Source organism: Pseudomonas sp. ICMP 3272, assembly GCF_001466905.1.
GTDB classification, from domain to species: Bacteria; Pseudomonadota; Gammaproteobacteria; order Pseudomonadales; family Pseudomonadaceae; genus Aquipseudomonas; species Aquipseudomonas amygdali.
This window is the reverse complement of the sequence record NZ_LKEK01000096.1, coordinates 1-4,061: the sequence shown is the minus strand read 5'-3', so window position 1 is coordinate 4,061 and position 4,061 is coordinate 1. Positions and strand designations below refer to the sequence as shown.

Here is a 4,061-nt window from a genome sequence, read left to right as displayed (position 1 = left end):
CAACAAAGGCAGCGTGCTGGAAAGCGGCCGCGACATGAGCATCCAGGCCGGACGCGACGTCACCATTGCCCCGACCGAAGTCACCAACAGCCTGTTCTCGGATAGCAAACACAACAGCAGCGACATCACCCAACTGGGCTCCACCGCCAGTTCCGGGCGCGACCTGACCGTTCAGGCCGGACGCGACATCTCCGTCATCGCCAGCCAGATCGACGCCAAATAAACCTCACCATCAGCTCTGCGGCGGACGAAGAACACTCCCTGTCGAAAAGCAAAAAACTGACCCGTCAGGAAGATCACGTCAGCCAGGTTTCCTCCGATCTTGAAGCGGGAGGCAGCGTTGCCTTGCAGGCTGGCCAGAACCTCGCCGTGATCTCTAGTCGTATTACAGCCGGGAAAGAGGCGTATCTGGTTGCTGGTGAGAGTCTGGACATTTTGGCGGCGCAGGACAGTGATTACTCGCTGTATGACAAAAAGAAGAAGGGGAGTTTTGGGGCTAAAAACTTCAAGCGCGATGAAGTGACCGACACGCGCAATATCAGCAGTGAAATCACTACAGGCGGTAACCTGACGCTGGCAAGTGGCGGCGACCAGCGGTATCAGGTTGCCAAACTGAACAGTGGCAATGATTTGTTGATCAACAGTGGCGGCGCAATCGATTTCGAGGGCGTGAAAGACCTCCACGACGAAAGCCACACCAAGAACAAAAGCAGTGCAGCGTGGTTCTCGACAAAAGGCAGAGGGACAACTGACGAGACCTTTCGCCAGAGCGAACTGGTGGCCAAAGGCGAAGTTGCCATTCAGGCCGTCAACGGTCTGCGCATTGATGTGAAACAGGTCGATCAGCAAAGCGTAAGCCAGAGCATCGATGCAATGGTCAAGGCCGATCCGGAACTGGCCTGGATCAAGGATGCCGAGAAACGAGGAGACATCGACTGGCGTCAGGTCAAGGAAATTCACGAAAGCTTCAAGTACGACAACTCGGGCCTTGGGCCTGCTGCGCAGATTGTTGTCGCCATCCTGATGGCGGCGGTGATGGGCCCAGCAGGCTTTGGTTTAAGCGCTGGTATTGGCGGCGCTGTAGCAACCAGCGTTGCGACGACGGCGGTGACGAGCACGATCAACAACAAGGGTGATCTTGGCGCTGTTTTCAAAGACGTGACGTCTTCCAACGCCATCAAGGGATACGCCATGGCGGGAGTCATGGCAGGTTTCGTACCGACCATCAACCCGAAAAATCTGGGCTTGGACCTTGCGAGTTTTCAGACCGTTGCGACTAAGGTGATCACCGAATCTGTGATCAAGACCGCGATCATGGGCGGGAGTTTCAAGGATAACCTTGGCTCTTCCATAGTCACTACGGGAATCGCTACGGGTGGCGCCATTGCCGCAGGCAAGATCGGTGATTTCACTCTGTTCGATGAGGGCAAACTCACCAAAGTTGGCATGCATGCCGTGCTTGGCGGGTTGATGTCCGAGGCCATGGGCGGCGATTTCCGAACGGGTGCCTTGGCCGCAGGCGCGAATGAAATGGTTGTCGATTATCTGGCGGAGAGACTTCTGCCAAAAGGCGTTGACAGAGATTCTCAAGCCTATCAGGCAGGTGTCAGCAAACTGATGACTGCCTCGCAGTTGATCGGTGCTCTGACTGCTGCCGCAACGGGAGGAGACGCATCGGCAGCAGCGGCGGTGACGGCTAATAGTACGCAGTACAACAATCTTGACCACCCTTCGGCCCAGCGGTTGCTTGATGAGCTGCAAGGCTGTCGGGCTTCGCAAGGTTGCTCGGAGCAGAACATCCGCTCAATCATTGCTGACTACGAGAAGCTATCGAGCGAACGCTCAATGGCTATCAATGCTTGCACAAGCCGATCCTGCGTCGAGGACATTCAGAGAAGCGCGGTCTCGCTCACAGAGCCTGTCGCCAAAGACTTGCTTAACTTCTTGAAGCACAGCGTTTCTTACGATATGGCTGGTTTGCTTACAGGCAATCCCGGGGCGGTTGCTGTTCCGTCACAAGGCGTGGATGGTTGGGGCGCGCTATTCGTTTCTGATAAGCAGATGGCTTACGCCAAAAACGTGAAGGAAGGATGGCTGACACCTGAGGAAACGGCCGGGCTTGATCAGTGGGTCAAAGACACGAGCTGGCTCGATGCTCAGAAGGGGAGATCAATAACAGATGTAAAAGAGCGTGCTACTCTGCTTACCGACCTGATGGCTGCAGCAGGGATGACGTTGCTGGGCGGAAGATCATCCGTTGGTACGAGTACACTGGGTGCAAAAGCAACCTTGCCTGTGGCGACCGATCTTGGGAAGGTTTCATTTAACGCTGCTAACGGAGTCGGAACCATATACTCCCCTAAAGTGACGATGAAGGCCGGTGAGGTTATATTTGACGACTTTGCTGTAGGTACATGGAAAGGTTTTATGGGCTATGGTCCGGACGGGGCTTCAGAATTAGTGGGGCCGCTTAAAAAACTCCTAGAATATACTCAGTCTCAAGGAGCCAAGACAGTCACCCTTAAAGGTTATTACGCGTCAGAGGAAGGCGCAGCATTAGGGGCCGGGAAAGTGGGCGAGAAATTCTCTTTTAGTTTTCCGGCTACCAAAGAAGGACTTAGAAATTTTTTGAAGGGGCTAAAGTAGTGAGCCATCCAAATTCAGTGAGCAAGCATCTGAAAAGCCTCAATGTGTCTGGTTATGGAGGCTATATACCTCTCAGTAGTGGCCTCGAAATGGGCCAGGGGGTATATGAGATTTGTTTAGATGGCTGTACCTTAAAGATTTTTGAAAAAGGCGTAGCTATAAAGTTTAAGGAAAAAAATATTGATGCTCTTTACTCTGATATATTAAAGATTACTAGTCATCTATCTGCGGCGGTGTTTTCGCAGGCTTCGGCGAACCAGAATGTGAATATTTCAATTCCTTTGGAAATTCATCTTTCGGAGAGTATTGTGGTTTTTGAAGTTCAGTTGCTAATTTATTCTAGGGTGTTAATTATTTTAAATGATATGTGGCGAGGTTATAAAAAATAAAGTGTCAGTCAGCTTGGTGCAAAAGGCGCTAGGAATCTTCCCCTCAAGGATGCTGATCGTATAGCCGAGGTAAATAAGACCCTTGACTGTATCGAAACTGGCGGTCCTTTTCCTTACAAACAAGATGGAACCATTTTTAGGAATAAAGAAGGTAAGCTTTCAGAAGAAGATTATCGAGAGTATACCGTTGATACGCCCGGTGCTAATAATCGCGCCAAACGTCGCGTAGTTCAAGGTGCGAACTCTGGCAGGACGTACTAAACAGAAGATCATTACGACAATTTTTATCCAGGTTAATCCGAATAGGAGGTAGTCATGACGAGTATCAAATATTTGAAAAAGGCCTCTATAGTTTCGATCCACTTTGTCCGCACTGAGGAAATCAAGCATGCGTTAGATTCTCTAGGGGGTATGGTGGCTAGAGGCTCAATAGTGAATGTAAGGTCAGATAAGGATTTGTTTGAGGTTGTGGCATCGGCAATGAAGTTTCCAGATTATTTTGGGAATAACTGGGACGCTCTCGACGAGTGTCTGGGCGATATGTTTCCTGCTGACAGTTATTGTCTCGTTCTACGCGAAGCGGCTAAAGGATGGTCTCAGGCCCCATACGCGTTGGGGTGCTTTGCAACGGCCTGGTTGGAAGCAGCTGAATGTTGGGCGAAAAGCGGAACGCCATTCCATTTGGTGTTCGTTATGTAAAAGGTGCAAAAGCGGCAAGCGAAGTAGTGCCTCCCGCACCTAATGTCACTTCTGGCGCGACTCGGACAGGTGTTGTTCGTTCAAATGCCGCAGATTGGAGTGCACTGCGTGATAACCGGGATGACCTTGGGTATGGTCAAATCTTAAGTCCTGAAAATAGGGCCGCAATTGCTAAAGGNTTTCTGAAGATGCAGGGCCAAAGGGCGAAAGAATTTCTATGCACCATGTTCAGGGGGCAAACACTGCCTGATACACGGCATTTGGACGCGCACATGCCAAGAGGTTTTAGATATAATCCGGGCGGTCCAGAGGCTGCTCTCCCGGCAT

2 protein-coding genes and 2 pseudogenes are annotated in these 4,061 nt (G+C 51.1%); all 4 read left to right on the top strand.

Annotated elements, in window-relative coordinates; translation table 11 throughout:
• Positions 1-2,646: pseudogene (locus AO068_RS23345) on the top strand (DUF637 domain-containing protein); the annotation flags it as partial.
• Positions 2,646-3,035: a hypothetical protein gene (locus AO068_RS23340; protein ID WP_147467835.1), complete on the top strand. Its 390-nt coding sequence runs from the start codon at positions 2,646-2,648 to the stop codon at positions 3,033-3,035. The pseudogene AO068_RS23345 and the gene AO068_RS23340, both read left to right, overlap by 1 nt.
• Before the next feature lie 54 nt (positions 3,036-3,089).
• Positions 3,090-3,296: pseudogene (locus AO068_RS29855) on the top strand (ribonuclease domain-containing protein); the annotation flags it as partial.
• A 54-nt stretch (positions 3,297-3,350) separates the two neighbouring features.
• Positions 3,351-3,734, top strand: a complete 384-nt coding sequence (locus AO068_RS29850; RefSeq protein WP_058409589.1) for a barstar family protein — start codon at positions 3,351-3,353, stop codon at positions 3,732-3,734.
• Positions 3,735-4,061: the final 327 nt, after the last annotated feature.